Here is a 21,644-nt window from a genome sequence, read left to right on the forward strand (position 1 = left end):
CATACCTTGAGCCATGAGAAAAATGCATGGCCGCCATGACGAACTTTCGATTGTCCGCCGATATTGGCTGGGGCTAAATCATGCGGCAGATGCAGGGCCGCGCGTGTCGCGCGGGCCAGCCCGAAGGACATCAGAAGGAGGAGTCATGCGAAGCGCCACCGCGCCCCGTTCGAAACTGCCCGACGTCGGCACGACGATCTTCACGGTGATCGGCCAGCTTGCCGCGCAACACGATGCGTTGAACCTGTCGCAGGGCGCGCCGAATTTCGCGCCCGATCCGGCGCTCGTCGAAGGCGTCGCGCGCGCGATGCGCGACGGGCACAACCAATACTCGCCGATGGCCGGCGTGATGGCGCTGCGCGAACGGCTCGCCGAAAAGACCGAGGCGCTGTACGGCGCGCGCTACGACCCGGCGACCGAGATCACGGTGATCGCGAGCGCGAGCGAAGGGCTGTACGCGGCGATCAGCGCGCTCGTGCATCCGGGCGACGAAGTGATCTATTTCGAGCCGTCGTTCGACAGCTATGCGCCGATCGTGCGGCTGCAGGGCGCGACGCCGGTCGCGATCAAGCTGTCACCCGAGCATTTCCGCGTGAACTGGGACGAGGTGGCCGCGGCGATCACGCCGCGCACGCGGATGATCATCGTGAACACGCCGCACAACCCGACCGCGACCGTGTTCTCCGCCGACGATCTCGAGCGGCTCGCGCAGCTCACGCGCGACACCGGCATCGTGATCCTGTCCGACGAGGTCTACGAGCACGTCGTATTCGACGGCGCGCTGCACCAGAGCGTGGCGCGCCACCGCGAGCTGGCCGAGCGCAGCGTGATCGTGTCGTCGTTCGGCAAGTCGTTCCACGTGACCGGCTGGCGGGTCGGTCATTGCCTGGCGCCCGCCGAGCTGATGGACGAGATCCGCAAGGTGCACCAGTTCATGGTGTTCGCGGCCGACACGCCGATGCAGGTCGCGTTCGCGGAGATCCTCGCGCGGCCGGACAGCTATCTCGGCCTGTCGGCGTTCTATCAGGCCAAGCGCGACCTGCTCGCGCGCGAGCTGGCCGATTCGCGTTTCGAGCTGCTGCCGAGCGAAGGCTCGTTCTTCATGCTCGCGCGCTTCCGGCACTTCTCGGACGAAAGCGACAGCGATTTCGTGCTGCGCCTGATCCGCGACGCGCGCGTCGCGACGATTCCGCTGTCGGCGTTCTATACCGACGGCACCGACGCCGGCGTGATCCGGCTCAGTTTTTCGAAGGACGACGCGACGCTGGTCGAAGGCGCGCGGCGGCTGCGTTCGCTGTAAGTAAGGAAACCGGCGACGAGGACGTCGCATCGACCAGACCCAGGAGATCACGATGAAGCACACGGCAACCCTGAAACTCGCATTCGCACTCGCGTGCGCAATCGGCTCCGGCGCGGCGCTCGCCGATACGCAGACGCTGCGCTTCGGCCTCGAGGCGCAATACCCGCCGTTCGAATCGAAAGCGCCGAACGGCGACCTGCAGGGCTTCGACATCGACGTCGGCAATGCCGTCTGCCAGACGGCGAAGCTGTCGTGCAAATGGGTCGAGACGTCGTTCGACGGCCTGATTCCCGCGCTGAAGGGCCGCAAGTTCGACGCGATCAACTCGGCGATGAACGCGACCGAGCAGCGGCGCCAGGCGATCGACTTCACGACGATCATCTATCGCGTGCCGACCCAGCTGATCGCGCGCACCGGCAGCGGCCTGCTGCCGACGCCCGAATCGCTGAAGGGCAAGCGCGTCGGCGTGCTGCAGGCGTCGATCCAGGAAACCTTCGCGAAGGCGCACTGGGAACCGGCCGGCGTCGCGGTCGTCGCGTACCAGGACCAGAACCAGGCGTATGCGGACCTCGTGGCGGGCCGCCTCGACGCGACGCTGGTGCTCGCGCCGTCCGGCCAGCGCGGCTTCCTGTCGCGCCCGGACGGCAAGGGCTTCTCGTTCGTCGGCCAGCCCGTGCATGACGACCGGATCCTCGGCAGCGGCATCGCATTCGGCCTGCGCAAGGGCGACGACGCGCTGAAGGCGAAGCTCGACGCGGCGATCGACAAGCTGAAGGCGGACGGCACGGTGAAGTCGCTCGGCCTGAAGTATTTCGGCGATATCGACATCTCGACGAAGTAAGCGGGGCCGCGCGCGATGCAGAACCCGACCCCGGCCGCCGCGGGCGGCGCACAGGGCGGCGCGCCGCTGTCGGACGATGCGCTCGATGCCGTGCTCGTCGCCGAACTGGGCGACGCGCTCGTCACGCGCGCGGCCGACATCGATCCGCGCTACTTCACCGCGTACAACGAGCCGGCCGGCGTGCGGCCGCGTGCGCTGGTGCGCCCGCGCAGCGTCGACGACGTGTCGCGCACGCTCGCGCTGTGCACGCGGCTCGGCCAGCCGGTCGTGCCGCAAGGCGGGTTGACGGGGCTCGCACGCGGCGCGGTCGCGCTCGGCGGCGAGGTCGTGTTGTCGATGGAACGCTTCGCAGGCATCGAAGCGCTCGACGCGGCGGCCGGCACGATGACCGTGCGCGCCGGGACGCCGCTGCAGATGGTGCAGGAAGCCGCGGAAGCGGCGGGCTTCACGTTCGGCGTCGATCTCGGTGCGCGCGGCTCGTGCCAGATCGGCGGCATGCTCGCGACCAATGCGGGCGGCACGCGCGCGATCCGCTACGGGATGATGCGCGAGCAGGTGCTCGGGCTCGAGGCCGTGCTCGCGGACGGCACGGTCGTGTCGTCGATGAACCGGATGCTGAAGAACAACGCGGGCTACGACCTGAAGCAGCTGTTCATCGGCAGCGAGGGGACGCTCGGCGTCGTCACGCGCGCCGTGCTGCGGCTGCATCCGTTGCTCGCCGCGCCGGCCACCGCACTCTGCCGCGTGCGCGACTACGACGCGGTGGTCGGATTGTGGAACCGCGTGCGCACGCTGCCCGAGGTCGTCAGCTTCGAGGCGATGTGGCCGGCGTTCTATGACTACGTCGCGCGCCACACGCCGGGCGTCACTGCGCCATTCGCAGGTGACGGCGGTTTCGCGGTGCTGATCGAGTGCGCGACGAGCGCGCCGGGCGGCGATGCGCATCACGTGCTGGAAACCGGCCTCGCGGCGGGGATCGACGCAGGGCTCGTGGACGATGCGGTGCTCGCGACGTCGGAGCGGCAGGCGCGCGACCTGTGGACGCTGCGCGAAGGCCTCGCGATCGATGCGCTGCCGCAACTCGTCAACTTCGACGTGAGTTTGCCGACGGGCGAGCTCGGCGCGTTCGCCGAACGCTGCGAGGCGGCGCTGCGCTCGCGCTGGCCGGCGCTCACGTGCCTGTTCTTCGGCCATGTCGGCGACGGCAACGTGCATATCGGCGTGTCGCTGGCCGGGATGACCGACGCGGACGCCGACGCGCTCGATCACTGCGTGTACGCGGTGGTGCGGGACATGGGTGGCTCGGTGTCGGCCGAGCACGGGATCGGGGTGCTCAAACGTCCTTATCTCGCGCACACGCGCAGCGACGCTGAAATCGGGCTGATGCGGTGCCTGAAGGCTGCGCTGGACCCGCGCGGCATCCTGAATCCCGGCAAGGTGCTTTGACCGAGGCGATTCCCGTTGCTGGCGTGAGTCAGCCTTCGTTACTTGTCAGCCGTCCACCCAGCGCAGCGCGCCGATCTTCAGGTGTTCGACGACGCTGCGCGCCCAGTCGAGCTCCGCATTGAGCAGCACGAGCGCGTGTTCGTTCTGCAGCAGGAACAGGCGCGGCACCTGGTCGGCCTGCGCGGCGTTGCGCAGCGCTTCCAGACGCTCGCGCTCGGCGTCGAGCCGGGTAATCCGGAGTTCGAGCTGGTGTCGTGCATCTTCGGCATCGAGCAGCGGCAGGAACGCGAGGCCGGCACCGAACACCGGATATTCGCGCGCGGGCTCCGCGAGCAGTGCATGCAGCCACGCCTGGCCCGCCGTGTGCCCGGCCTCGGTCAGCGCATACAGCGTGCGCTCGGGAAAGGCGCCGTCGCGCTCGGTGTCGTGCACGGCGATCAGCCCGTCGCGCAGCAGCCGGTCGATCGTCTGATAGAGGCTCGTGCGCTGCCGCACGTTGACGACTTCGTCGTACCCGCGGGCCTTCAGTTGCTGCAGCATCCCGTACGGATGCATCGGCGTTTCGGTGAGCGTCGCGAGGACGGCCAGTGCGAGCGGGGACGGGCGGCTCGTTGACATGAATAGTTAGGCTATATCTAGTAAGAACATAACTATTCTCAGCCAGACTATCTTATTTCACAAGGGTTTCAGCCGAGGTGCGAGCGCTTCGCGGCCGGCGCGACGGTTTCCATCGTCGCGAGACCGTGCACGATTCCGCAATCCTCGACCGAATGCTCGCCGACACACTGGCGGCGCAATTCGGTGAGCTGGTCGCGCAGATGCGTGAGTTCCGCGAGGCGCGCGTCGACGTGTCCGATGTGGTCGTCGAGCAGCGAATTGATCGAATCGCAGCGGTCGGCCGGCGTGTCGGTGAGCCGCAGCAGTGCGCGAATCTCGTCGTGCGCCATGTCGAGCGCGCGGCAGTTGCGGATGAAGCGCAGCCGTTCCACGTGCACGTCGGTGTAGTTGCGGTAGTTCGCGTCGGTGCGCTCCGCGTCCGGCATCAGCCCCTCTTTCTCGTAGAAACGGATCGTCTCGGGCGTGCAGCGGGCCGCTTTGGCCAGTTCGCCAATCTTCATGCCTTTCTCCCGTGTAAGGGTTGACCTTGTAGTGGCTTCAGGGTGTTAACTCTACACCGTCAAGCCATAAAGGAGGTTGTCATGACCGACGCCCAGCGTACCCACGACCCACGACACCGCCATGCCGGCGGCGCCGACACGTGCTGCGCCGACGCGCGCGACACGCACGCGGCGACCGTTGCCAACGCGGCGCCGGCGGCCGGCGAGCACGCGCACGGCGACGCCGCATCGCGCGGCCATGACCATGATCACGACCCTGCACGCGGCGACGCGCATCGGCACGGTGCCGAGTGCTCGCACGACCATGCCGGTCATGACGATGCAGGCCACGACCACGATCACGATCATGCGCACGGCGGCGCACATGTACACGGTGCCGCGTGCTCGCACGGCCACGCCGCGCACGATCATGCCGGTCACGACCACGACCACGACCACGACCACGCCGCCGGCGACTGCTGCGCCCCCGCCGCGTTGACGCTCGCACCGCTGCCGGTCGCGCAGGCGACCGCATCGGGCCACGTGCGCTCCGCGTTCCGGATCATGCAGATGGACTGCCCGACCGAGGAAACGCTGATCCGCAAGAAGCTCGGCGGGATGAGCGAGGTGTCGGCGCTCGAATTCAACCTGATGCAGCGGATGCTGACCGTCGAGCACGTGCCGGGCGCCCAACCGGCGATCGAAAGCGCGATCCGCACGCTTGGGATGACGCCCGAGGCGGCAGCGGCCGGCGCGCCGGCGGCGCGCGTCGCCGACGCGCCCGCGAAGCCTTGGTGGCCGCTGGCGCTGGCGGGCGTTGCCGCGATCGCGTCCGAGGGGGCGACCTGGGCCGGCCTGCCCGTGTGGCTGTCGGCGGCGCTCGCGCTCGCGGCGGTGCTCGCGTGCGGGCTCACTACGTACAAGAAGGGCTGGATCGCGATTCGCAACGGCAACCTGAACATCAACGCGCTGATGAGCATCGCGGTGACGGGCGCGATGGCGATCGGCCAGTGGCCGGAAGCCGCGATGGTGATGGTGCTGTTCACGATCGCCGAGCTGATCGAGGCGAAGTCGCTCGACCGCGCGCGCAATGCGATCCAGGGCCTGATGCAGCTCGCGCCGGACGCCGCGACCGTGCAGGATGCCGACGGGTCGTGGCGCACCATCGAGGCCGCGCAGGTCGCGCTCGGCGCGGTCGTGCGCGTGAAGCCGGGCGAGCGGATCGGGCTGGACGGCGAAGTCGTTGCCGGCCGCTCGACGGTCAACCAGGCGCCGATCACCGGCGAGAGCCTGCCTGTCGAAAAGACGGCCGGCGATGCCGTGTACGCAGGCACGATCAACGAAGCGGGTTCGTTCGAATACCGCGTGACGGCCGTCGCCGCCAACTCGACGCTCGCGCGGATCATCCACGCGGTCGAGGAGGCGCAGGGCGCGAAGGCGCCGACGCAGCGCTTCGTCGACCAGTTCGCGCGCGTCTATACGCCGATCGTGTTCGCGGTCGCGCTGCTGGTCGCGGTGGTGCCGCCGCTCGTGATGGGCGGCGCGTGGCACGACTGGATCTACCGCGCGCTGGTGCTGCTCGTGATCGCATGCCCGTGCGCACTGGTGATCTCGACGCCGGTGACGATCGTGTCGGGGCTCGCGGCCGCGGCGCGGCGCGGGATTCTCGTGAAGGGCGGCGTCTATCTGGAAGAAGGACGCAAGCTCGCGTGGCTCGCGCTCGACAAGACCGGCACGATCACGCACGGCAAGCCGGTGCAGACCGACTTCGACGCGCATGCGGCCGACGTCGATGCCGAGCGTATCCGGCACCTCGGCGCGAGCCTCGCCGCGCGCTCGGATCACCCGGTGTCGCAGGCGATCGCGGCCGCGGCGCGCGACGCCGGAACGGCGGCGTTCGCCGATGTGCAGGACTTCGAAGCACTGGTCGGGCGCGGCGTGCGCGGCACGATCGACGGCGCGCGCTACTGGCTCGGCAACCACCGGCTCGTCGAGGAACTCGAGCGCTGCTCGCCGGCCCTCGAAACGAAGCTCGATGCGCTCGAGCGGCAGGGCAAGAGCGTCGTGGTGCTGGTCGACGACACGCGCGTGCTCGGCATCTTCGCGGTGGCCGACACGATCAAGGACACGAGCCGCGACGCGATCGCCGACCTGCATGCGCTCGGCATCCGCACCGCGATGCTGACGGGCGACAACCCGCACACCGCGCAAGCCATCGCGCAGCAGGCCGGCATCGACGACGCGCGCGGCAACCAGTTGCCCGAGGACAAGCTCGCGGCGGTCGAGGAACTGTCGGCCGGCGGCGCGGGCGCGGTCGGGATGGTCGGCGACGGGATCAACGACGCGCCGGCGCTCGCGCGCGCCGACATCGGTTTCGCGATGGGCGCGATGGGCACCGACACGGCGATCGAGACGGCCGACGTCGCGCTGATGGACGACGACCTGCGCAAGATTCCCGCGTTCGTGCGGCTGTCGCGCGCGACGCACCGCGTGCTGGTGCAGAACATCGGTTTCGCGCTCGGCGTGAAGATCGTGTTCCTCGGCCTCACGGTCGCGGGGCTCGGCACGATGTGGATGGCGGTATTCGCGGATGCGGGCGCGAGCCTGATCGTCGTCGCCAACGGCTTGCGGCTGCTGTCGTCCTCCGGGGCGTTCGGCGGCGCGCAGGCCACGCGTTGAGGAGCGTGCGATGAGTTTTCTGAAACGGATCCTGGGCGGGCACGGCAACAGCGGTGGCGGTGGCGGGCATCACGGCGGGCAGCGCCGGGACGGGCACGGCGGCCACGATGCGCGTGGCCGCGATCGTCACGGCTGGGGCTGGCAGGCACCGACCGATGGTCAAGGCGGCCAGGGCGGCAACGCGCCGCTGAGCCAGCTCGCCTGCGCGGGCTGCGGCGCGCTCAACGCGGCCGATGCGCGCTTCTGCGCGCAGTGCGGTACGGCGCAACGCGGCAGGGCTTGCAGCCGCTGCCACGCGGCGCTGGCCGCCGACGCGCGCTTCTGCCCGGGCTGCGGGACACAGGCCGGCTAACGTGCAATCGCCGGCCTGGTTGCCCGCGTCAGAATCGTCGCCGACGGCATGGCCTCTGGAACTGGCGTCGCCCTGGAACAGCGCGCCGGCTCGCCCAAGCGTCCCGGCCCTTCGATCAGCGCAGCGGCAGGTAAATCTCGGTGCGCAGGTCGGCCGGCGCCGCATCCATCGGCGTATTGAGGTACAGCTCGAACGGCGGCGCGTCGGCGGCTTCGCGGCCCGAGTGACGCAGCCAGTCGCCGTAGAGCCACTGGTAGGCCGTCTTCAGGTCCGCATACGGCCCCGTATGCAGCAGCACCGCATATTCGCCGCCTGCTACCGTCGCGCGTTCGACAGGCGGCACGGGCTCGACGTCCGGCGCACCGTCGGCTGGCATGAAACAGGCCTTCGCGCGCAGTTGCGCTTCCGGCGTCGTGTCCGGATCGTCGTAGAAAATCCCGATCATCTTCGCGCCCGGGCCGATCAGCCCGTGTTGCCCGGCCCACGCGCCGATTCGCGCGAACGCGTCGCCGACCTTCAGGTACGCGCCCGTGTGCGCCACCGCGTAGCCGCGCAGTTCCGGCAGGCGCCGGATTTCGACTTCATGCTTGAACATGTCTTCCTCTCCTCTTTGTAGCGGATAGATGGGCCGGTGAACGCCCGTGCGCCGGTGCTGCGCGGGCAGTACGCCGTATGCGTCGCGAAACGCCCGGGAAAACGCGTGCGTCGAACCGTAGCCCGCGCGCCGCGCGATCTCGTCGAGCGGCCGCGCCGTGCAGACGAGATCCTCGGACGCACGCACGATCCGCATCCGCCGCACCGTCAGCACGATCGACTCGCCGTACAGCGCGCGGTAGACGCGCTGCCAGTGATACGGCGACAGGCACGCGACCTCGGCGAGCCGGTTCAGGTCGAGCGGGCCGTCGAGGTGCGCGCGGATGTATTCGTGGACGCGCGCCACGCTGGCCGCATAGCGGACCCATGCGGGCTTTTCGGTTTTCGTTTCGACTGTCATCGGCGTGTCCGGGCAAGAACCGAAGGCACGGTAGCACGGCCCGAATGGATAAATCTTGCGGAAATGCGTAGCGGTCGACAAATCCGCCCCTTTTTATTTGCCGAAATGGGGTCTTGTCCCCCTGCGATCTATGACTAAAGTTAAAGACGGTGAAATCGGGTGAAGGCGTCATTTTTCTCGGGTAAGTTGCTCAAGCGGCAACGCGCGCCATTCGAAGTACGCAGGTAGTTCGTCGATGTTCAATCGCAACGCCACGTTTTCGGGAGAACAAGAAATGGATGCTTCCAGCTTCATCACGTCGCTGCAGACCACGCTAGGCGGATATCTGCCGAAGATCGCCGGCGCGATCGGCATCCTGGTGATCGGCTGGCTGATCGCGGTGGTGGCGCGGGCCGGCGCGCTGCGCTTGCTCAGCGCGCTGAAGGTCGATCAGCGGATCAACGAAAGCACCGGCCAGGGCGCGTACGTCGAGCGGATCATCGCCGGCGGCCTGTTCTGGCTCGTGCTGCTCGTCACCGCGGTGGGCATCTTCAACGTGCTCAACCTGTACGCGGTTTCCAATCCGTTCTCGCTGCTCGTCACGCATATCGTCAACTACCTGCCGAACCTGATCGGCGGCGCGGCGCTGACGCTGATCGCGTGGCTGATCGCGTCGCTGCTGCGCAGCCTCGCGAACCGCGCGTTGAGGGCCAGCAAGATCGACGACAAGCTGTCCGAAGGTGCGGGCATGCAGCCGATGAGCGGCTATCTCGGCGACGTGCTGTTCTGGCTCGTGATCCTGATGTTCTTGCCGGCGATCCTCGCGTCGTTCGCGCTGTCGGGCCTGCTGTCGCCGGTGCAGGGGATGGTCGACAAGCTGCTCGCGATCGTGCCGAACCTGTTCGCCGCCGCGGTGATCGGCTTCGTCGGCTGGGTCGTCGCGCGCGTGCTGCGCGGCCTCGTGACGAACCTGCTCGTCGCCGCCGGCGCCGACCGCCTCACGCAGCGTCTCGACAGCCCGACGCCGGTGCGCGTGTCGAGCCTGATCGGCACGATCGTCTACGTGTTCGTGTTCGTGCCGACGCTGATCTCCGCGCTCGACGCGCTGAAGATCGACGCGATCTCGGGCCCCGCGACCAACATGCTGAACCAGTTCCTCGGCGCGGTGCCGGACATCGTCGCGGCGATCGTGATCGTGCTCGTCACGTTCTACTTCGCGCGCTTCGTCGCGTCGCTCGCGCAGAAGCTGCTGGAAGCCGCCGGCGCCGACGGGCTGCCGGCCGTGCTCGGCGTCGAGCGCGTGTTCTCGGGGATCCTGCAGCCGTCGGTGCTGGTCGCGCGGCTGATCGTGTTCTTCGCGATGCTGTTCGCGTCGGTCGAAGCCGCGAACCGGCTCGGCTTCTCGCAGGTGCGCGACGTCGTCACGCTGTTCATCGAATTCGGCGGCCATGTGCTGATGGGCGGCGTGATCCTCGTGATCGGCGTGTGGCTCGCGGGCCTCGCGCGCCGCGTGATCGAGCAGGCCGATCGCGAGCACAGCGTGCTGTTCGCGCGCATCGCGCAATTCGCGATCCTCGGCCTCGTGTTCGCGATGGGGCTGCGCGCGATGGGCATCGCGAACGAGATCGTGCAGCTCGCGTTCGGCCTGGTGCTCGGCGCGATCGCGGTGGCTGTCGCGCTGTCGTTCGGCCTCGGCGGCCGCGAAGCGGCCGGCAAGCTGCTCGACCGCTGGTTCAACCAGCGCAGCGGCGGCCAGTAAGTGTGGGAGACCCGGCCGCTTCGTGCGGCCGGATGGCGCTCGCAACGATCGCGGTTGGCGTTTCCGTCAGCGAAATGTCAGCCGCGATCTTTGCCGAATTTCGATAACACGTCGTTTAATGACTCTCTAGCATCGATTCTCAGTCGCGCAGGCCGTCAGGCCCGGCGCATTTGAGGAGAAAGTCCGATGAAAGCAGAGTCGAATGGCCGGCCCGCCGCCGGCGCCAAGTCGTCCGGCCAGCCCGCGCTGCAGCAGACGCTCGGGACCTGGCAACTGTGGGGCATCGCGGTCGGCCTCGTGATTTCCGGCGAATACTTCGGCTGGAGCTACGGCTGGGCGAGCGCCGGTACGCTGGGTTTCGTCGTCACCGCGCTGTTCGTCGCGGCGATGTACACGACCTTCATTTTCAGCTTCACCGAGCTGACGACGTCGATCCCGCACGCGGGCGGCCCGTTCGCGTATGCGCGCCGCGCATTCGGCCCGACCGGCGGTTATCTCGCCGGTGCGGCGACGCTCGTCGAGTTCGTATTCGCGCCGCCCGCGATCGCGCTCGCGATCGGCGCATACCTGCACGTGCAGTTTCCGGGGCTCGAACCGAAACACGCGGCGATGGGCGCGTATCTCGTGTTCATGGCGCTGAATATCGTCGGCGTGCAGATTGCCGCGACGTTCGAGCTCGTCGTCACGCTGCTCGCGATCTTCGAGCTGCTGGTGTTCATGGGCGTCGTGTCGCCGGGCTTCGCGTGGAGCAACTTCATGAAGGGCGGCTGGTCGGGCGCCGATCATTTCAGCGTCGGCGCCTTCCACGGGATGTTCGCGGCGATCCCGTTCGCGATCTGGTTCTTCCTCGCGATCGAGGGCGTCGCGATGGCCGCCGAGGAAGCGAAGAACCCGAAGCGCTCGATTCCGATCGCCTACGTGGCCGGGATCCTGACCCTCGTCGCGCTCGCGATCGGCGTGATGGTGTTCGCCGGCGGCGCGGGCGACTGGACCAAGCTCGCGAACATCAACGACCCGTTGCCGCAGGCGATGAAGTACATCGTCGGCGCGAACAGCGGCTGGATGCACATGCTCGTGTGGCTGGGGCTGTTCGGTCTGGTCGCATCGTTCCACGGGATCATCCTCGGCTATTCGCGCCAGATCTTCGCGCTGGCCCGCGAAGGCTACCTGCCGGAGTGGCTCGGGAAGGTGCATCCGCGCTTCAAGACCCCGCATCGCGCGATTCTCGCGGGCGGCGTGGTCGGCATCGCGGCGATCTACAGCGACGAGCTGATCCAGTTCGGCGGGCAGACGCTGACCGCGAACATCGTGACGATGTCGGTGTTCGGCGCGATCGTGATGTATATCGTGAGCATGGCGTCGCTGTTCAAGCTGCGCCGCTCGCAGCCGAACATGGCGCGCCCGTTCCGCGCACCGCTGTACCCGATCTTCCCGGCATTCGCGATTCTTGCGGCGCTCGTCTGTCTCGCTACGATGGTGTACTTCAACGGGCTGGTCGCGCTGGTGTTCGTCGGCTTCCTCGCGGTGGGCTATGCGTACTTCCTCGCGACCCGTTCGCAGCGCGCGAGCGCGCCCGGCGACGCGCTGCTGGAGGAGTGAGCATGGCGAAGGTAAACGGCCGTTCCTGACGGCATCCGGCGCGCCCCGTCGAACGGGCGCGCCGTCGGCTTTTGGCAAGGAAGGAGACTCGCACGATGTCCTATACGGAGACGATCGGTCCGCGCACGTACCGCTTCGCGGACCTGAAGACGCTGCTCGCGAAGGCGAGCCCGCTGCGTTCCGGCGACCAGCTCGCCGGCGTCGCGGCGGCAAGCGAGGAGGAGCGCGTCGCCGCGAAGATCGCGCTCGCGGGCGTGCCGCTGAAGGCGTTCCTGAACGAAGCGGTGATCCCGTACGAAGACGACGAGGTCACGCGCCTGATCGTCGACGATCACGACGCTGCCGCGTTCGCGGAAATCTCGCATCTCACCGTCGGCGATTTCCGCAACTGGCTGCTGTCGCCCGCGGCCGACGGTGCGGCGCTCGAACGGATCGCGCCGGGCCTCACGCCCGAGATGGTCGCGGCCGTGTCGAAGCTGATGCGCAACCAGGACCTGATCGCGGCCGCGCGCAAGCGCCGCGTGGTCACGCGCTTTCGCAACACGGTCGGGCTCGCCGGCCGGATGTCGGTGCGGCTGCAGCCGAACCACCCGACCGACGACGTGAAGGGGATCGCCGCGTCGATGCTCGACGGGCTGATGTACGGCTGCGGCGACGCGATGATCGGCATCAACCCGGCGACCGACAGCCTCGCGGCGATCGTGAAGCTGCTCGCGATGATCGACGGGTTCCGCGAACGCTACGGCGTGCCGACGCAGTCGTGCGTGCTCACGCACGTGACCAACACGATCGCGGCGATCGAGAAGGGCGCGCCGGTCGATCTCGTGTTCCAGTCGATCGCGGGCACCGAGAAGGCGAACGCGAGCTTCGGGATCTCGCTCGCGCTGCTCGGCGAGGCGCGCGAGGCCGCGTTGTCGCTGAAGCGCGGCACCGTCGGCAACAATCTCATGTACTTCGAGACGGGCCAGGGCAGTGCGTTGTCGGCGAACGCGCATCACGGCGTCGACCAGCAGACCTGCGAAGTGCGCGCGTATGCGGTAGCGCGCAAGTTCGAGCCGTTCCTCGTGAACACGGTGGTCGGCTTCATCGGGCCCGAATACCTGTACGACGGCAAGCAGATCATCCGCGCGGGGCTCGAGGATCACTTCTGCGGCAAGCTGCTCGGCGTGCCGATGGGCTGCGACATCTGCTACACGAACCACGCGGAAGCCGACCAGGACGACATGGATACCTTGCTGACGCTGCTCGGTGCGGCCGGCATCAACTTCATCATGGGGATTCCGGGCGCGGACGACGTGATGCTGAACTATCAGAGCACGTCGTTTCACGACCAGCTCTACGTGCGCGAGGTGCTCGGCCTGCGCCGCGCGCCGGAGTTCGAGGAGTGGCTGGAGACGATGGAGATCGCCGATGCGCACGGCGCGCTGCGCGCCGCGTCGGCCCACGTGCCGCTCCTGGCCGGCGCGAACGACTGGATGGGGTTGCCAGCATGAGCGATGCCGTCGAAAAAAATCCGTGGGGCCAGCTGAAGTCGTTCACGAACGCGCGGATCGCGCTCGGCCGCGCGGGCAACAGCCTGCCGACCGCGCCGCTGCTGGCCTTCAACCTGTCGCACGCGCAGGCGCGCGACGCCGTGCACCAGCCGCTCGACGCGGACGCGCTGCGGCGCGAGATCGAGGCGGCCGGCCTGTTGCCGACGCTCGGCGTGCAGAGCGCCGCTCCGGACCGCGACCACTATCTGCGCCGGCCCGATCTCGGCCGCAAGCTTTCCGATGACAGCCGCGGGCTGCTGGCCGGTTACGGCGCGGCGCTGGACGATGCGCCCGACGTCGTGTTCGTGGTCGGTGATGGGCTGTCGGCGTTCGCGGCCGCGAAGCAGGCGCTGCCGCTGCTGCAGGCCGTGCGCCCAAGGCTCGATGCGGACGGCTGGCGGATCGGCCCGGTGGTGGTCGCGAAGCAGGCGCGCGTCGCGCTCGGCGACGAGATCGGCGAGCTGCTGCGCGCGAAGGTGGTTGCGATGCTGATCGGCGAACGGCCGGGGCTCAGCTCGCCGGACAGCCTCGGCGTGTACCTGACGTGGGCGCCGAAGGTCGGCTGCCACGACGCGCTGCGCAACTGCATCTCGAACGTGCGGCCCGAAGGGCTGCCGCACGCGGCCGCCGCGCACAAGCTGCATTACCTGATGACGCATGCGCGCAGGCTCGGGCTGACCGGTGTCGGGCTGAAGGACGACAGCGACGCGCTGCTGCCGCAGGCGGAAGCGGAGCGGATCGGGGCGGCGTGACAGCGCGCTGCGCGACTGCGTGCGCCGCGGCTACCTGAACAGCCGCTCGCACAGGAAATCGACGAACACGCGCAGCTTCGGCGACAACTGCCGGCTCGACGGCCATACGATCGAGAACTGTCCCGGCGCGATCCGGTAGTCGTCGAGCACAGTGACGAGCGCGCCGTGTTCGAGTGCGTCGCGCGCGAGGAAATCGGGCATGTAGCCGATGCCGAGCCCCGCGAGCACGGTGCCGCGCAGCGCTTCCATGTTGTTGCAGGTCATCGCGGTGCGCAGCTTCAGCGGCGTGCCGTCGTCGGCCGCGAGTGCCCAGTCCTGCAGCTTGCCGGTAGTCGGGAAGCAATAGCGCACGCATTCGTGCGCTTCGAGATCGCGCGGCGTGTGCGGCGTGCCGGCCCGCGCGAGATACGCAGGCGTCGCGCACAGCACGAATGCGAACGGGCCGAGCCGCCGCGACATCAGGCTCGAATCCGACAGCGGGCCGCTGCGGATCACAGCGTCGAAGCCGCCTTCGACGACGTCGACCATCCGGTCGTTGAAATCGAGATCGAGCTCGACGTCCGGATAGCGCTGCCGGAACTCGGGCAGCACCGGCAGCAGGAAGCGGTAGCCGATCACCGGCAGGCTCACGCGCAGCTTGCCGCGCGGGCGCTGCGCCGATGCCGTCACGGTCGCTTCCGCATCGCGGAAATCCTCGAGGATCCGCTGGCAGCGTTCGTAGAAGTGCCGCCCCTCTTCAGTGAGCGTGACGCGCCGCGTCGTACGGTTGAACAGGCGCACGCCGAGCGACTGCTCGAGTTTCGCGATCGTCTTGCCGACCGCCGACGCCGAGATGCCGAGCGCACGGCCTGCCGCGACGAAGCTCAGCGCTTCGGCAGTGCGGACGAAGGCGACGATGCCGGTCAGGTTTTCCATCGAATCGAAGTGCATGCGCCGACGAGCGCGGCCGAGTAAATTGCAGAATTCTAGTCCGTTATATGTGGAACTTCGCGTGGTTTTTCGCGGATTGAATCGGATTTATCTTCTGTCGCTCTGGCGGCGCATCCGCGCCGGCTTTTCGAGGAGCGATGATGGATCACCCGTTTTCAGCCGTATCGGCGGTTTCGGCGCGCCGGCGCGCGTGGGTGCTGGCCGCCGTCTGCATGGCCGCCGTCGCGCTGCCGCTGTCGTTTTCGGGCGGCGCGGTCGCGACGCCGGCGATCGGCCGCGACCTGCATGGCGGCACGGTCGCGATGAACTGGATCACCAACGCGTTCATGCTCGCGTTCGGCAGTTTCCTGATGGCGGCCGGCGCGCTGGCCGACCAGTTCGGCCGCAAGCGGCTGTTCGCGATCGGCGTCGGCGGTTTCACGTTGATGTCGGTTGCGCTCGCGTTCGCGCCGTCGATGCTCGCGGTCGACCTGCTGCGCGCCGCGCAAGGGCTCGCGGCGGCCGCGGCGCTCGCGGGCGGCACGGCCGCGCTCGCGCAGGAGTTCGACGGCGCGGCGCGCACGCGCGCGTTCAGCCTGCTCGGCACGACCTTCGGCATCGGGCTCGCGTTCGGGCCCGTGCTGGCCGGCGGCCTGATCGGGCACTACGGCTGGCGCGCGATCTTCGTCACGAGCGCGGTGGCCGGCGTGCTGTCGCTCGCATTCGGGCTGCCGCGCATGCATGAGTCGCGCGACCCGCATGCGACGGGGCTCGACTGGCCCGGCACGGCCGCGTTCACCGCCGCACTGACGCTATTCACGTTCGGCGTGATCGAGGCGCCCGCGCGCGGCTGGACCAGCGTGCTCGTGATCGTGCTGCTGGCCGGCGCGGCGCTCGGCGCATGCGCGTTCGTGACGATCGAGACGCGCGTCGCGCGGCCGATGCTCGACCTGTCGCTGTTCCGCATCGCGCGCTTCGTCGGCGTGCAGGTGCTGCCGGTGTCGACCTGCTGCTGCTACATCGTGCTGCTCGTCGTGCTGCCGCTGCGCTTCATCGGCATCGACGGCTTCAGCGAGATCGACGCCGGCTGGCTGATGCTCGCGATCTCCGCGCCGATGCTCGTCGTGCCGTTCATCGCGGCGACGCTCACGCGCTGGCTGTCGGCCGGCGTGATCTCGGCGCTCGGGCTGGTGGTCGCGGCCGGCGGGCTTATGTGGCTGGGTGAAGCGCTGCGCGGCGGCGCGGGGCCGGCGGCGATCGCGCCGATGCTTGCGATCGGCGTCGGCGCCGGGATGCCGTGGGGGCTGATGGACGGGCTGTCGGTGAGCGTCGTGCCGAAGGAGCGCGCGGGGATGGCGACGGGGATCTTCAGCACGACGCGCGTGGCCGGCGAGGGGATCGCGCTCGCGATCGTCGGCGCGGTGCTGGCCGCGCTCGCTCAGACGGGGCTGCGGCAGGCGGCTGGTGCTGCCGGCACGCCCGATGCGACGCTGCGTGCGGCTGCGCGGCTCGCGGCCGGCGATCTCGCGGGCGCGGCTGCTGCGTTGCCGGGCGTCGGTCATGCGGCGCTGCTCGCGAGCTATACGCATGCGTTCGACCGGTTGCTGACCGGGCTGGCCGTCGTCACGGTGCTGTGCGCGGTGGTGGTGTTCGTGTTTCTCGGCGGGCGGCCGGCGGCTGAAGCGGACGACGACGCGGACGGGCATGCGCCTGCCGACGCGCCCGCGCGCAGCCGGATCGAACCGGCCTGTGCGGAGACGCACGGGCGATGAGCGTCGCGTCGTCACGCATGGGTGCTTTGGCGATGGCGGCCGGAGCGCCCGTGCAGTGCTGTATCACCGCATCTGCGCGTTGAGCGTCGCGTCGTCGCGCATGGGTGCTTTGGCGATGGCCGCCGGAGCGCCCGTGCAGTGCACACCACCGCCTTCGCACGCTGACGATCCGCCAATCGCATCACATCACGCCAGCACCAGCGGCGGCAGTGCCGCATCCACGCGCGCCCGCGCGTGCTCCACCTCGATCACCACATAGCGCCGCGCGTCGGGCCACAGATGCGCGCGGCTTCCCGCATCCTCGTCGATCGTCGCGCGGCCCTGCACGAGCCAGGTCGTCTGGCGTACGAAATCGACGAACAGCAGCGCGACGGCCGGATTCACGAGCAGGTTGCCGATCGTGTTGAACAGATTGTTGCCTGCGAAGTCGGGCAGCACGAGCGTGCGGCGGTCGGGGATGTCGACGAGCGGTTCGAACGCGCCGTCGGCGCGCGGCTGGCGGCCGCGGTACGAGCAGTCGCTGTCGCCCGTCGCGTCGGCGGTCGCGACGATCAGGAACGCCTGCTCGCGGATGAACGCGACGGCGTCGTCGGTCAGGGGGGCCGGGTCGCTCATGGTGTCGGCCGGCGCGAACGCCGCTGCGTGTGGACGGGATGCGCGATTCGCACGCAAGCGACATGCCACGCGTCGCGGCCCGCATGCCTGTACGGTCCGGCACAGCCACTGTGAAAAATCCGAACACCGGCCACGCCGCTGCGCAGTCGCGGTGTTCCGAATCGGCACACCCGCCGTGCTGCGTGCGTGAACACGGCACGGCGCGCACGCGGGCCGGCCGTGGTCGTCGTGCTTCCGTTCCGCTCCCGTCCGTTTGGCACGCATGTTGCGTAAACCGATGCAGCGCGATCCAACCGGCGCTGTACTTACACAAGCACGATGAACAGGAGACATGTATGAACCCGTTTGACCTGAAACAACTGGGCCTCGACGTCGAATACCCGTATCGTCAGCAGTACGACAACTACATCGGCGGCAAGTGGGTGGCGCCGGTGAAGGGCGAGTATTTCGAGAACGTGTCGCCGATCAACGGCCAGCCGTTCTGCCGCATTCCGCGCTCGGGCGCCGACGATATCGAGCTGGCGCTGGACGCCGCGCATGCCGCGCGCCGCAAGTGGGGCAAGACGTCCGTGGCCGAGCGCGCGAACCTGCTGCTCGCCGCCGCCGACCGGATGGAAAAGAACCTGAAGCTGCTGGCCGTGGCCGAGACGATCGACAACGGCAAGCCGCTGCGCGAGACGATGGCGGCCGACCTGCCGCTCGCGGTCGACCACTTCCGCTACTTCGCGGGCTGCATCCGCGCGCAGGAAGGCGGCATCTCCGAAATCGACGACAACACCGTCGCGTACCACTTCCACGAGCCGCTCGGCGTCGTCGGCCAGATCATCCCGTGGAACTTCCCGCTGCTGATGGCCGCGTGGAAGCTCGCACCGGCGCTCGCGGCCGGCTGCTGCGTCGTGATGAAGCCGGCCGAGCAGACGCCCGCGTCGGTGCTGGTGCTGATGGAACTGATCGGCGACCTGTTCCCGGCCGGCACGATCAACATCGTGAACGGCTTCGGCAAGGAAGCGGGCGAAGCGCTCGCGACCAGCAAGCGGATCGCGAAGATCGCGTTCACGGGCTCGACGCCGGTCGGCAAGCACATCCTGCGCGCCGCCGCCGACAACCTGATCCCGTCGACGGTCGAACTGGGCGGCAAGAGCCCGAACATCTTCTTCGCCGACGTGCTCGATCGGGAAGATGCGTTCCTCGACAAGACGCTCGAAGGGCTCGCGATGTTCGCGCTGAACCAGGGCGAAGTGTGTACGTGCCCGTCGCGCATCCTGATCCAGGAATCGATCTACGAACGCTTCATCGAGAAGGCCGTCGCGCGCGTCGAGCGCATCAAGTCCGGCCACCCGCTCGACCTGCAGACGATGATCGGCGCGCAGGCGTCGCAGCAGCAGCTCGACAAGATCCTGTCGTACATCGACATCGGCCGCGGCGAAGGCGCGCAATGCCTGACGGGCGGCGAACGCACGGCGCCGGCCGCCGAACTCGGCACGGGCTACTACGTGAAGCCGACGATGCTGCTCGGCAACAACAAGATGCGCGTGTTCCAGGAAGAGATCTTCGGGCCGGTCGCGTCGGTGATGACGTTCAAGGACGAGCAGGAAGCGATCGAACTCGCGAACGACACGTTCTACGGGCTCGGCGCGGGCGTGTGGACGCGCGACGGCACGCGTGCGTACCGGATGGGCCGCGAGATCGAGGCCGGCCGCGTGTGGACCAACTGCTACCACCTGTACCCGGCGCACGCGGCGTTCGGCGGCTACAAGCAGTCGGGGATCGGTCGCGAGACGCACAAGATGGCGTTGTCGAACTATCAGCAGACGAAGTGCCTGCTGGTCAGCTACCAGGCCGAGGCGCTCGGGTTCTTCTGACCCGATCGTCAACGCAGTGGCGAAGCGCCGGGGCCGGCCGGTCGGCAAAGCAGCGCCGGCCGGTACGGTTGCCGGTGTTCGGTGGTGACATGCGTGATGCGCGGGCTGCGTAGAACGTTCGACGGCCGGGCGATGTTCGCCCGACCGTCGAGCGGCGCACACGCGGGTGCGATGTGCTGACTGCCTGCCATCCGGTCACCCGGCACTTCGCCATTTTCGACTTCGACATCCGACACCCGGCGCAGGCCTCGCACCGTCGCGGCCAGCGCCGGAAACGATACCGGCCGCCGCGGGTTCGCTGCGGCCCGGTGCGCCGATGCGTGTAACGAAAACCGGCATGGCAGACCTTCCCCGATCCTTTCCGCGCCACCCCGTATTCCACGCGGGCGAACTCGACGCACAGCACCGCTTCGGCGTGGCGGACGAAGCCGAGCGGATGAGCGACGCCGTCACGACGCGCGTAAGCATCGGCGTGCGGCAGTTCGTCGAATCGCAGCCGTTCATGTTCGTCGGCACCGCATGCGGGGGACGCGCAGCCGTGACATGCGACATCGTGCAGAGCCTGCGCGACGCGAACGGCGACCTGCTGCCCGTCGTCCGTGTGATCGACACGAAGACGCTGCGGTTCGCGTTGCCCGCACACGGCGATGGCCGGATCGACGCGACAGCGTGCGGCGGCAGCGGGGTCGGATTGCTGTTCGTCGATTTCGTGCGCGGCATCCGCTACCGGATCAACGGCCGCGCGACGCTGCGTGCCGATTTGCCCGAAGCGGACGCGGCGCCCTGGCCGGCCGGCAGCGCGATCGTCGAGCTGGCGGTCGCGCAGGCGTACGGCAACTGCGGCACGCGGGTCGTGCGGCTGAAACCGGCCGGGTAGCCGGTATTCGGTAGCCGGTGGCGACGGCGGCGAATATGCGCGGTCGCGGCGCGGATCGCACCGGCGGCGTGCGCGGCACGCCGCCTTCGGGTGCGCCCGTATCGCGCGAGCCGGCCGGGTAGCGTGAAATGACGGGTTGTGCGCCGGGCCGCGCGGTTCGGCACGGGACTTGCTTGACAGATGCGGTTCCGGGCAGGTGAGGGAGAACACGATGGATCAACACGTGGCGAGTATCGAAGAACCGACGGCCGAAGACACGCGTCGCAACGCCCAGGGCGACGACGCGCTGGCCGGGCAGGCGGTCGTCAGCGTCGCGCACGACGCGGACGAGCAGGCGCGCAACCTGATCGGCTGGCGGCAGACCTACGACCAGCTCGCGGCCGGCCGCTTCGTCGGCACGCTGACCGAGCTGCCGCTCGACACGATGAAGCTGTTTCGAGAATCGACGAGCCACCTGCTGCGCCAGGCATGCGAGGTGCGCGGCGATGCGTACTGGTTCGGCATCCCGCTCGTGTGCGACGGTACGGCACGCGTCGATGCATGCCGGATCGGGCCCGGCGCGCTCGCGTTCCGGCCCGGCAACGTCGAATTCGAGCTGCTGACGCCCGCGCAGTTCTCGATCTACGGCGTCGTCGTGCGCGGCGACGTGCTGCGCCGCTATGCGGAGGAGGTCGAACGCCGCGCGCTCGACGAGCGGCTGTTCACGCAGCGCGTGATGCAGGTCGGCGATGCGCGGCTCGCGCGCCTGTGCGCGCTGCTCGGCCGCCGGCTCGACGGCGCGGTGGCCGTGGCCGGCCCGCTGCCCGATGCGCAGCGCGACGATCTGCAGGCCGAGGTGCTGGCCGCACTGTTCGATGCGTGCGCGCAACCGGGCGACGACGGCGCCGGCCGCGCGCCGTCGACGCGCCGCTGGATCGTCGAGCAGGCGCGCGACTACGTGCTCGCGCACCGCACGCGCCCGGTCGGCGTGCCCGAACTGTGCGAGCAATTGCACGTGAGCCGGCGCACGCTGCAGTACTGTTTCCAGGACGTGCTCGGGATGGCGCCCGCGACCTATCTGCGCACGCTGCGGCTGAACGGCGCGCGGCGCGATCTGTGCGGGCGCGCGGCCGGCTCGGTGCAGGACGTCGCGGAGGCGTGGGGCTTCTGGCATCTCAGCCAGTTCGCGACCGATTACCGAAGGCTGTTCGGCAAGCGGCCGTCGGAGACGCTGCGCGATCGCGCGGCGACGGTCGCGGCGGGGTGACGGCGGCGGCGCCTTTGGCCTTGTGGCTGGCTG

General features: G+C 68.9%; 18 protein-coding genes. 13 read left to right on the forward strand and 5 right to left on the reverse strand.

Translation table 11 applies throughout. The features are described from left to right. The first annotated feature begins 145 nt into the window (after window positions 1-145). Genes KVT39_RS21030 through KVT39_RS21040 form a run of 3 tightly spaced genes read left to right on the forward strand, consistent with a single transcriptional unit; the run spans window position 146 to window position 3,587 of the window. Window positions 146-1,300: a pyridoxal phosphate-dependent aminotransferase gene (locus KVT39_RS21030; RefSeq protein WP_152860568.1), complete on the forward strand. Its 1,155-nt coding sequence runs from the start codon at window positions 146-148 to the stop codon at window positions 1,298-1,300. A 52-nt stretch (window positions 1,301-1,352) separates the two neighbouring features. Continuing rightward, the gene (locus KVT39_RS21035; protein WP_034183849.1) at window positions 1,353-2,141 is read left to right on the forward strand and encodes an ABC transporter substrate-binding protein; all 789 of its coding nucleotides are present in this window, start codon (window positions 1,353-1,355) and stop codon (window positions 2,139-2,141) included. 15 nt (window positions 2,142-2,156) lie between these two features. After that, a complete protein-coding gene (locus KVT39_RS21040; RefSeq protein WP_217590113.1) occupies window positions 2,157-3,587 on the forward strand; it encodes an FAD-binding oxidoreductase in 1,431 nt (476 codons plus the stop codon). Window positions 3,588-3,632: 45 nt separating this feature from the next. On the opposite strand, the gene KVT39_RS21045 is transcribed toward KVT39_RS21040, so the two are convergent. Beyond that, window positions 3,633-4,205 (reverse strand): PadR family transcriptional regulator, encoded by a 573-nt coding sequence (locus KVT39_RS21045; protein WP_034183851.1) that lies wholly within the window; start codon window positions 4,203-4,205, stop codon window positions 3,633-3,635. Between the two features lie 68 nt (window positions 4,206-4,273). Continuing rightward, on the reverse strand, window positions 4,274-4,705 hold the full coding sequence (cadR, locus tag KVT39_RS21050) for a Cd(II)/Pb(II)-responsive transcriptional regulator (protein WP_034183852.1): 432 nt from the start codon (window positions 4,703-4,705) through the stop codon (window positions 4,274-4,276). An 81-nt stretch (window positions 4,706-4,786) separates the two neighbouring features. Between cadR and KVT39_RS21055 the strand changes: the two genes are divergently transcribed. Beyond that, a complete protein-coding gene (locus KVT39_RS21055) occupies window positions 4,787-7,363 on the forward strand; it encodes a heavy metal translocating P-type ATPase (RefSeq protein ID WP_217590114.1) in 2,577 nt (858 codons plus the stop codon). Between the two features lie 10 nt (window positions 7,364-7,373). Further along, window positions 7,374-7,715, forward strand: coding sequence for a zinc ribbon domain-containing protein (locus KVT39_RS21060; protein WP_217590115.1), 342 nt, complete (start codon window positions 7,374-7,376; stop codon window positions 7,713-7,715). Window positions 7,716-7,830: 115 nt separating this feature from the next. Here the strand turns inward: KVT39_RS21060 and KVT39_RS21065 are convergent, their stop codons facing one another. Then, a complete protein-coding gene (locus KVT39_RS21065) occupies window positions 7,831-8,709 on the reverse strand; it encodes a GyrI-like domain-containing protein (protein ID WP_217590116.1) in 879 nt (292 codons plus the stop codon). A 274-nt stretch (window positions 8,710-8,983) separates the two neighbouring features. Here KVT39_RS21065 and KVT39_RS21070 point away from each other — a divergent pair, with 274 nt between their 5' ends. The 4 genes from KVT39_RS21070 to eutC all read left to right on the forward strand — a co-directional run bounded on the left by KVT39_RS21070 (window position 8,984) and on the right by eutC (window position 14,330). Continuing rightward, the gene (locus KVT39_RS21070; protein WP_217590117.1) at window positions 8,984-10,447 is read left to right on the forward strand and encodes a mechanosensitive ion channel; all 1,464 of its coding nucleotides are present in this window, start codon (window positions 8,984-8,986) and stop codon (window positions 10,445-10,447) included. 186 nt (window positions 10,448-10,633) lie between these two features. Then, window positions 10,634-12,046 carry an ethanolamine permease gene (eat, locus tag KVT39_RS21075; RefSeq protein WP_034183857.1) on the forward strand — a complete coding sequence of 471 codons (1,413 nt, stop codon included), beginning with the start codon at window positions 10,634-10,636 and terminating at the stop codon, window positions 12,044-12,046. Window positions 12,047-12,141: 95 nt separating this feature from the next. Next, a complete protein-coding gene (locus tag KVT39_RS21080) occupies window positions 12,142-13,539 on the forward strand; it encodes an ethanolamine ammonia-lyase subunit EutB (RefSeq protein WP_217590118.1) in 1,398 nt (465 codons plus the stop codon). Beyond that, the gene (gene eutC, locus KVT39_RS21085; protein ID WP_105390389.1) at window positions 13,536-14,330 is read left to right on the forward strand and encodes an ethanolamine ammonia-lyase subunit EutC; all 795 of its coding nucleotides are present in this window, start codon (window positions 13,536-13,538) and stop codon (window positions 14,328-14,330) included. Before KVT39_RS21080 ends, eutC begins: the two co-directional genes overlap by 4 nt. A gap of 30 nt (window positions 14,331-14,360) precedes the next feature. On the opposite strand, the gene KVT39_RS21090 is transcribed toward eutC, so the two are convergent. Further along, window positions 14,361-15,245 carry a LysR family transcriptional regulator gene (locus KVT39_RS21090; RefSeq protein ID WP_105390430.1) on the reverse strand — a complete coding sequence of 295 codons (885 nt, stop codon included), beginning with the start codon at window positions 15,243-15,245 and terminating at the stop codon, window positions 14,361-14,363. A gap of 155 nt (window positions 15,246-15,400) precedes the next feature. Here KVT39_RS21090 and KVT39_RS21095 point away from each other — a divergent pair, with 155 nt between their 5' ends. After that, entirely contained in the window at window positions 15,401-17,011 is a 1,611-nt protein-coding gene (locus KVT39_RS21095) for an MFS transporter (protein WP_217590119.1), read from the forward strand. Window positions 17,012-17,197: 186 nt separating this feature from the next. Here KVT39_RS21095 and KVT39_RS21100 read toward each other — a convergent pair whose 3' ends face one another. Then, window positions 17,198-17,626 (reverse strand): pyridoxamine 5'-phosphate oxidase family protein, encoded by a 429-nt coding sequence (locus KVT39_RS21100; RefSeq protein WP_217590120.1) that lies wholly within the window; start codon window positions 17,624-17,626, stop codon window positions 17,198-17,200. 335 nt (window positions 17,627-17,961) lie between these two features. Here KVT39_RS21100 and KVT39_RS21105 point away from each other — a divergent pair, with 335 nt between their 5' ends. The 3 genes from KVT39_RS21105 (at window position 17,962) to KVT39_RS21115 (ending at window position 21,611) form a co-directional block, all read left to right on the forward strand. After that, a complete protein-coding gene (locus KVT39_RS21105) occupies window positions 17,962-19,488 on the forward strand; it encodes an aldehyde dehydrogenase family protein (RefSeq protein ID WP_034183862.1) in 1,527 nt (508 codons plus the stop codon). Window positions 19,489-19,825: 337 nt separating this feature from the next. After that, the gene (locus tag KVT39_RS21110; RefSeq protein ID WP_217590121.1) at window positions 19,826-20,365 is read left to right on the forward strand and encodes a hypothetical protein; all 540 of its coding nucleotides are present in this window, start codon (window positions 19,826-19,828) and stop codon (window positions 20,363-20,365) included. A 211-nt stretch (window positions 20,366-20,576) separates the two neighbouring features. Then, window positions 20,577-21,611, forward strand: a complete 1,035-nt coding sequence (locus KVT39_RS21115) for a helix-turn-helix domain-containing protein (RefSeq protein WP_034183863.1) — start codon at window positions 20,577-20,579, stop codon at window positions 21,609-21,611. The last annotated feature ends 33 nt before the right edge of the window (window positions 21,612-21,644 follow it).

The organism is Burkholderia sp. GbtcB21 (assembly GCF_019091065.1).
Taxonomy (GTDB): domain Bacteria; phylum Pseudomonadota; class Gammaproteobacteria; order Burkholderiales; family Burkholderiaceae; genus Burkholderia; species Burkholderia pyrrocinia_C.

Bases quoted from the DNA above. Each gene is read 5' to 3' on its own strand.
- KVT39_RS21105 (WP_034183862.1), top strand. From the start codon at position 17,962: ATGAACCCGTTTGACCTGAAACAACTGGGCCTCGACGTCGAATACCCG.
- KVT39_RS21100 (WP_217590120.1), bottom strand. From the start codon at position 17,626: ATGAGCGACCCGGCCCCCCTGACCGACGACGCCGTCGCGTTCATCCGC.
- KVT39_RS21070 (WP_217590117.1), top strand. From the start codon at position 8,984: ATGGATGCTTCCAGCTTCATCACGTCGCTGCAGACCACGCTAGGCGGA.
- KVT39_RS21040 (WP_217590113.1), top strand. From the start codon at position 2,157: ATGCAGAACCCGACCCCGGCCGCCGCGGGCGGCGCACAGGGCGGCGCG.
- KVT39_RS21055 (WP_217590114.1), top strand. From the start codon at position 4,787: ATGACCGACGCCCAGCGTACCCACGACCCACGACACCGCCATGCCGGC.
- KVT39_RS21030 (WP_152860568.1), top strand. From the start codon at position 146: ATGCGAAGCGCCACCGCGCCCCGTTCGAAACTGCCCGACGTCGGCACG.
- eutC (WP_105390389.1), top strand. From the start codon at position 13,536: ATGAGCGATGCCGTCGAAAAAAATCCGTGGGGCCAGCTGAAGTCGTTC.
- KVT39_RS21065 (WP_217590116.1), bottom strand. From the start codon at position 8,709: ATGACAGTCGAAACGAAAACCGAAAAGCCCGCATGGGTCCGCTATGCG.
- KVT39_RS21115 (WP_034183863.1), top strand. From the start codon at position 20,577: ATGGATCAACACGTGGCGAGTATCGAAGAACCGACGGCCGAAGACACG.
- KVT39_RS21095 (WP_217590119.1), top strand. From the start codon at position 15,401: ATGGATCACCCGTTTTCAGCCGTATCGGCGGTTTCGGCGCGCCGGCGC.
- KVT39_RS21110 (WP_217590121.1), top strand. From the start codon at position 19,826: ATGGCAGACCTTCCCCGATCCTTTCCGCGCCACCCCGTATTCCACGCG.
- eat (WP_034183857.1), top strand. From the start codon at position 10,634: ATGAAAGCAGAGTCGAATGGCCGGCCCGCCGCCGGCGCCAAGTCGTCC.
- KVT39_RS21060 (WP_217590115.1), top strand. From the start codon at position 7,374: ATGAGTTTTCTGAAACGGATCCTGGGCGGGCACGGCAACAGCGGTGGC.
- cadR (WP_034183852.1), bottom strand. From the start codon at position 4,705: ATGAAGATTGGCGAACTGGCCAAAGCGGCCCGCTGCACGCCCGAGACG.
- KVT39_RS21045 (WP_034183851.1), bottom strand. From the start codon at position 4,205: ATGTCAACGAGCCGCCCGTCCCCGCTCGCACTGGCCGTCCTCGCGACG.
- KVT39_RS21080 (WP_217590118.1), top strand. From the start codon at position 12,142: ATGTCCTATACGGAGACGATCGGTCCGCGCACGTACCGCTTCGCGGAC.
- KVT39_RS21090 (WP_105390430.1), bottom strand. From the start codon at position 15,245: ATGGAAAACCTGACCGGCATCGTCGCCTTCGTCCGCACTGCCGAAGCG.
- KVT39_RS21035 (WP_034183849.1), top strand. From the start codon at position 1,353: ATGAAGCACACGGCAACCCTGAAACTCGCATTCGCACTCGCGTGCGCA.